Origin of the sequence: Microvirga arvi (assembly GCF_016892765.1) — a bacterium.
GTDB lineage: Bacteria > Pseudomonadota > Alphaproteobacteria > Rhizobiales > Beijerinckiaceae > Microvirga > Microvirga arvi.
This window is the reverse complement of sequence record NZ_JAFEMD010000127.1, coordinates 1-5,894: the sequence shown is the minus strand read 5'-3', so window position 1 is coordinate 5,894 and position 5,894 is coordinate 1. Positions and strand designations below refer to the sequence as shown.

At 60.6% G+C, this 5,894-nt stretch carries 8 protein-coding genes; 3 read left to right on the top strand and 5 right to left on the bottom strand.

Annotation, left to right across the window (positions count from 1 at the left end):
* Positions 1–540: 540 nt before the first annotated feature.
* From ILT44_RS29715 to ILT44_RS29695, 5 genes are all read right to left on the bottom strand, one after another.
* Positions 541–780 (bottom strand): hypothetical protein, encoded by a 240-nt coding sequence (locus tag ILT44_RS29715; protein WP_204243211.1) that lies wholly within the window; start codon positions 778–780, stop codon positions 541–543.
* A gap of 59 nt (positions 781–839) precedes the next feature.
* Positions 840–1,058, bottom strand: a complete 219-nt coding sequence (locus ILT44_RS29710; protein WP_204243210.1) for a hypothetical protein — start codon at positions 1,056–1,058, stop codon at positions 840–842.
* Positions 1,059–1,282: 224 nt separating this feature from the next.
* Positions 1,283–1,489: a hypothetical protein gene (locus tag ILT44_RS29705; RefSeq protein ID WP_204243209.1), complete on the bottom strand. Its 207-nt coding sequence runs from the start codon at positions 1,487–1,489 to the stop codon at positions 1,283–1,285.
* A gap of 322 nt (positions 1,490–1,811) precedes the next feature.
* Entirely contained in the window at positions 1,812–2,030 is a 219-nt protein-coding gene (locus ILT44_RS29700; protein ID WP_204243208.1) for a hypothetical protein, read from the bottom strand.
* Positions 2,031–2,132: 102 nt separating this feature from the next.
* Positions 2,133–2,387, bottom strand: a complete 255-nt coding sequence (locus ILT44_RS29695) for a hypothetical protein (RefSeq protein WP_204243207.1) — start codon at positions 2,385–2,387, stop codon at positions 2,133–2,135.
* A 145-nt stretch (positions 2,388–2,532) separates the two neighbouring features.
* On the opposite strand from ILT44_RS29695, the gene ILT44_RS29690 reads away from it, so the two are divergent.
* The 3 genes from ILT44_RS29690 to ILT44_RS29680 all read left to right on the top strand — a co-directional run bounded on the left by ILT44_RS29690 (position 2,533) and on the right by ILT44_RS29680 (position 5,689).
* A protein-coding gene (locus ILT44_RS29690; RefSeq protein ID WP_204243206.1) for an IS3 family transposase occupies positions 2,533–3,707 on the top strand; the annotation gives its coding sequence in 2 pieces (ribosomal slippage) (positions 2,533–2,821 and positions 2,821–3,707; 1,176 coding nt in all).
* Between the two features lie 33 nt (positions 3,708–3,740).
* Positions 3,741–4,160, top strand: a complete 420-nt coding sequence (locus ILT44_RS29685; protein ID WP_204243205.1) for a hypothetical protein — start codon at positions 3,741–3,743, stop codon at positions 4,158–4,160.
* Between the two features lie 554 nt (positions 4,161–4,714).
* Complete coding sequence (locus ILT44_RS29680; protein ID WP_204243204.1) at positions 4,715–5,689, top strand: quinone oxidoreductase family protein; 975 nt, start codon at positions 4,715–4,717, stop codon at positions 5,687–5,689.
* The last annotated feature ends 205 nt before the right edge of the window (positions 5,690–5,894 follow it).

Here is a 5,894-nt window from a genome sequence, read left to right as displayed (position 1 = left end):
AAGACTGACGAGAACTACAGCTCGGTCGTCGCGCTTGCTCTGAGCTTTATCCTCATCAAATCCGTCCACACGACCTAGAGCGTCGGAACTTTAAGTAGACGCACCACCGGCGCTTCGAGATGGTTCTAGGATCGCTGAGATGCAGAGCTCATCGGATCCAACTTCTCGTCCGATGCCCCAGGCGTCCCTAACAGCAACGCCGGCAGCCGAGCGAGATTTACCATGGTTCCAGGCAGTTCATCAGCATTGCGTTCGGGCACACTGATAGCTTCAAAATGGTCTGCCATCGTCAGTTCTGGTGCCCTTGTCGCGATCCGGCTCGGAAGCTCATTTGCCTGACCGGTGCCCGGCAAGAATTTGAAGGCGAGGCAGCAGGGTCGTCGGCACCAATAGCGTCAGGAGGCTTCAAGAGAGGAAGGCGGCCGATGATCCTCCATGCCTCCGCCCCGCCGTGCCTGCTGATCTGGAGCCCTATGGTGCATCATCGTCGAGGCCTTCAGAGGGATTGCGGACCGGGCTCTGAGAAGAATACCCGACCCCTTATCCCGTGACGTCTGTCTCCGGCCGATCCGTCCCCCGAGAGACTTCTTCGTGCCAATCACCCGCTTCGTCCTGGTACTCGATATCCTCAGTCGCGCCCGGCAACCGCTGTTCGGCGGCGGCTCGTTCTGCCGCCTCGCGTGCTTCCTCATAGGTGGCGTAGCGTTCCGAGAAGACATCCCCGGCTTTGTAGGCCCATCCGTCCTCGTGCTCGACGATCCTGTAATGAACACTGGCCACAACTGTTCTCCCGTTCACCTCAATGGGTGCATACAACACGCGTGGAGACGCTTCCGGATTTAAGCGCTGGAGCGCTTTGGGCTCCAGATAAACACCTCATCACCATTGTGATTCAGGATACGCACGGCATCCGGCTTTTGCGGCATATCCAACGTCTCAAAGAGGGACATGGCTCTCACTTTTGTGTCCTCCAGATCTGTTGCGTCATGTTCGACCCGATCCAGAGTCGCATGAGTCTCGTCTGTGCCACGCAGCCGAAAGAACTCGATGATAAACATCATAGAGGCTCCGTCTCGCACAGAACCGCGACATCAGAATTGTTTCGCGCCAGAAGTGCCTGCAGGACTGCCAGTGTGGCTTCATCTGCCGCTGCAGCCGCAAGCTCAAAGACAGCAATGGCGTAGACTTCAGCATCATCGGCACAGACCTCCAGCAGATGAGCTTTGTGGCGCTCAGTCCAAAGAGGGTGACCCACAACAGAGCCGGCCTTTTCCTCCGCGAGTCATGCCTTGACCCTGACATTGGCAGCTTCAACGGTGACGCGGTTATCATAGATACGCTGCTCAACACGGTCGAGACGGCTCTCGAGAACTCCTTGTGAGTTGGCGAAAGTCGCCACACCGTTCGACTTGAGCGCCTCAAGACGGCGATCAATTCCGTGAAGCTTGATCCGCAGCTCGTCACAAAGGCGGCTCATTCGTTCGCTCATTCAAGTCTCCTGTGAGTTCGCGCTGTTATGGTCAAGGCGAGAGTGAGTTGGTCCCATCACTGGACCGCCATTCCTGGCTGAACTGGCTGACGATCCCGGTGCTAAAGACCCTGGCTCCTGACGCGGCCGCTTGAGCCTCCGTTACGGCGGCATTGATGGCCGAAACGCGGGAGGTATACTCCCCACGGTGTTTGCCATACACCCGGATGCGCCAGGCGCCATGATGTCGAACGACGTAAAAGTCTGTTGTCATTGACTGATCTCCACCAGGCATGTGCTCAGATCAAGGACTTCATCAGCCGGGGCAAACTGGCCGACGAGTTTAGAACTGCTTGCCTGCCATCCAGCCTTGAACGTCGGTTCTGGCCTTTTCATAGGGCAGGCTGTAGCGCACCTTCACCAGCGCGCTCAGCTGATCCTCATTCTTGATCTCTGACAGATCCAAGGTGGTGAGACAGCTCCACTGCCGCTTTGCGTCGATGCGGTATCCGGTCTTGCGGGTGACGGTCTCATCGCTTTCGCCGCCTCTAAAGCCAAACATCATAGCCTCCGTTGTTGGGACAGGTCCTGTCGCGCAGTGACTATCCCTGAGAGAGTACAGTGGACGATGCCTTTTGCCGCAAAAGCAATTGATCCGCTGTCCTCAGGCGGGTGGCATTTCCCGGTGGGCTGCCGTCAACTCTTGAGGATCGACCCTGACGGCCTGCACCGAGCCCTTGTTCCCTTGGACGAGGGGCAGGTAGATGGTGGTCGCAACGCGCCGGTAGGCGAGAAACGACAGGCCCTCAATCAGTTCCTCGTCAATGTCGACTGTGTATGTGCCGGCGGGCTGCAGCTTGTCCACGGCCATCAGTAAGAAGGGGTGGTCGAAGGTGATGCTCTCTCGGGTCGTGCGCATGAGGTGCTCCTAAGCGGCGATCTTGTCGGCGCAATCCTTGGCGACCTGGCTGTTGCCTTCGGCGGTGCCGGGCATGGTCGCCCTGATCCTCCCTCGCTTCGACGGACACCTCTGATACGCTCCTGTGGGAGTGGGAAGGTGTTTGATGACGAAGACAAGGCGAGAATTCACACCCGAGTTCAAGCGAGAGGCCGTCGCACTGCTGGAGAGCAGTGGCCGACCAACCATGCAGATCGCGACCGAGCTGGGGATCTCTCCCTCGATGCTGCGCAACTGGCGCGCCCTTGCCCATGGGGTTGCGCCCCGGTCCAGGGCCGCGCCCACGCCGTTGCCGGCTGGCACCGCATCCCCGGCCGATCAGGCGGCGGAGATCGCCCGGCTGCGCCGTGAACTCGATCGCACGCGCATGGAGCGCGACGTGTTAAAAAAAGCCATCGGCATCTTCGCGGAGATGCCCAAATGAGGTTTGGCTTCATCGAGCAGCATGCCCGCACTTACCCGGTGCGGCTCATGTGCCGCGTGCTCCAGGTCTCGCCCAGCTGCTATTATGCCTGGCGCTCCCGGCCGGAGAGCCCAAGAGCCATCGCCAACCGGCGCCTGCTGCAGGAGGTGCAGAGGCTTCATGGGCAGCATCATGCACGCTATGGCAGTCCGAGGATGCACGCAGCCTTGAGAGCAGAAGGCCACCAGGTCAGCCGCGGCCGGGTCGAGCGGCTGATGCGCCGACATGGCCTTCGCGCCCTGGCCCGCCGCCGCTTCCGGCCCACCACGACCGACAGTCGTCATCAGCTGCCGATGGCGCCCAACCTGCTGCAGCAGATGTTTACAGCATCGGTGCCCAACCGTGTGTGGTTGGCCGACATCACCTACATTCCCACTGGTGAGGGCTGGCTCTACCTGGCGGCCGTGCTGGATCTGGCCACCCGGAAGGAGGTCGGCTGGTCAATGCGCGATCACATGCGCACCGAACTGGCCCTTGGCGCTCTGATGATGGCCACCCAGCGGCAGCGACCAGGGCCTGGTCTCATTCATCATTCGGATCGTGGCAGCCAATATGCAGCCGAGGCGTATAGCCGGCAGTTGTCTCTGATCAGCGCCAAGCCATCGATGAGCCGAACAGGTTGCTGCTATGACAACGCTCCGATGGAGTCGTTCTTCCACTCCCTGAAGGTGGAGTTGGTCCATCAGCGAAGCTGGGCGACGCGCGAGGAGGCTCGCCGGGATCTGTTCGGCTACATCGAGGGCTACTACAATCGGCAGCGCATTCACTCGGCTCTCGGGTATCTCACACCCGAACAGGCCGAGCGGACAGCGAGCTAACCCGGTGTCCACTCAATCGGGGGAAGATCAGGAATGAGACGCTGGCCAACCCGGACCGATGCTCTGCGTGTGATGGACGATGGCGGCCGCACGCTGCTCGACTGGACAGTGCCGGTAGCAGCCGCGCAGCCGGTCACATACAGACCTACCTCTGCTCCGGCGAAGCCAAGTGGCGGCGTACCCCGCCGCAGTCCGCCAAGAATGGCAGAGCACTCAGAGAAGAGCCGATCGACGCCAACCTCAGGGGAGCATCTCTTTGCTGTGGGACAGGCCGTCTACTACGCGGAGGACGGTCAGCCCGAGACCTGGAAGGGCGGCTATGAGATCGTCAGGCTCGATGATCCACATCGTGAGCCGCAATACGCGATCAGAAGCGCCGATCAGTCGTATGATCGGATCGTCCATGAGCACGAACTCCGTGAGGATTTGGGTGCCCGCGCCCGTGGCCGTTGAGTCTCCACTTCCGGTTGACCTCCAGACCAGTCAAAAACCTGCACCAAGTTGCCGAGGGCGCACGGCAAACCCGGAGCCGTTGGTGGCACAAAGGAAGGCGAGCGAGACATGACCCAGGACATCCTCAATTTGGCAAAATCGATCATGCGCAAGATTTGGGGTGCGTTGACGCCCGCTCCAGTTCCCGCTGTGCAACCACGACCGCAGCTCAACGGAAGGCGGGGTTACGGAGACGACAGCACCAAACCGCCCGGCTGAGGTCTGAGGGCGCAGTTGCCCAGGGTGGGGCTCTGCCCATCACCGCCTCTCGCCACTGGGCGAAAGCTGCGCTTTTCGCAAACTTCACCTGCTACCCGTCTAGGCTTCGGTGTTCGGATGGCTATCAGCCTGGAATGTCGTCTAATGGCACGTTCCGGACAGGGGGCGAACTTCCGCTTTGGACAGGAACATCGGACGTTCCTGTCAGTGAACGAATTTCACTACCTGACCCCTTGCAGACCTTCGCCCTTCTCCTAAGCTGGAGCCGCGAACTGGCACCCTAGGGGAACGACATCATGACCCACGCAATGCGCTTCCATGAGACCGGAGGGCCTGAGGTTCTCGTCTGGGAGGAAGTTGACGTCGGCCAGCCTGGGTCAGGTGAAGCTCGTGTGCGGCACACGGCCATTGGACTCAATTTCGTCGATACCTATGTGCGCTCGGGCGCCTACCCAGCCTCCCTGCCGAGCGGCCTTGGCACAGAGGCGGCGGGCGTGGTCGAGGCGGTTGGTCCGGGCGTGACGGACGTGAAGGTCGGCGACAGGGTGGCCTATTCAGGCGGCCCCCAAGGCGCCTATTCCGAAGAGCGGGTCACGCCGGCCGATCGCCTAGTCGTGTTGCCGGACGGCATCTCCGATCAGCAGGCAGCCGCGATGATGCTGAAAGGCATGACAGCCCAGTACCTCATCCGGCAGACCTACAAGGTCAAGGAAGGCGACACCATCCTGTTCCATGCGGCGGCTGGTGGCGTCGGCCTCATCGCGTGCCAATGGGCCAAGTCGCTGGGAGCCACGATCATCGGCACCGTCGGGAGTGACAAGAAGGCGGAACTCGCCAAGGCTCATGGCTGCGACCATACCATCCTCTACACGCGCGAGAACTTCGTCGAGCGGGTGAGGGAGATCACCAACGGCAGCATGGTTCCAGTCGTGTACGACTCGGTTGGAAAGGACACCTTCGCCGCCTCCTTGGACTGTCTCGCCCCGCGCGGGCTCATGGTGCTCTTCGGGCAATCGTCGGGAGCGGTCGAACCGCTCAATCTGGGCATCCTGGCACAGAAGGGCTCGCTGTATGTGACACGCCCCACCTTGGGAACCTATGCCGCAAAGCGGGCCGATCTTCTGACCATGGCCCAGGATCTGTTCGATGTCGTGCTCTCAGGCACGGTTAAGATCGAGGTCAACCAAACCTATCCGTTACGGGAAGCGGCCAAGGCCCATCAGGATTTGCAAGCTCGCAAGACCACAGGATCAACAATCCTGACTGTGTAGCAGTTCGGCCCAACGCCTGGATCATCCCAGCCGTTAAGGTCCGGTCGTGGCACATCCCGGAAGAAACGCCTTGGTCAGCTCACGAGGCGGAAAGCAGACCTTCCTTCTATTTGCTGTTCGTCACACTTTGACCCGGAGCGGTCGTTTCGGCAGCTGCGCAAGGCCCTTCATGCACCTTGAGGCAGGTTGGAGGGCTATCCGCTTC

Excerpts from the sequence above, each read along its gene's own strand:
- ILT44_RS29710 (WP_204243210.1), bottom strand. The coding sequence starts at position 1,058 with ATGTTTATCATCGAGTTCTTTCGGCTGCGTGGCACAGACGAGACTCAT.
- ILT44_RS29705 (WP_204243209.1), bottom strand. The coding sequence starts at position 1,489 with ATGAGCGAACGAATGAGCCGCCTTTGTGACGAGCTGCGGATCAAGCTT.
- ILT44_RS29700 (WP_204243208.1), bottom strand. The coding sequence starts at position 2,030 with ATGTTTGGCTTTAGAGGCGGCGAAAGCGATGAGACCGTCACCCGCAAG.
- ILT44_RS29695 (WP_204243207.1), bottom strand. The coding sequence starts at position 2,387 with ATGCGCACGACCCGAGAGAGCATCACCTTCGACCACCCCTTCTTACTG.
- ILT44_RS29685 (WP_204243205.1), top strand. The coding sequence starts at position 3,741 with ATGAGACGCTGGCCAACCCGGACCGATGCTCTGCGTGTGATGGACGAT.
- ILT44_RS29680 (WP_204243204.1), top strand. The coding sequence starts at position 4,715 with ATGACCCACGCAATGCGCTTCCATGAGACCGGAGGGCCTGAGGTTCTC.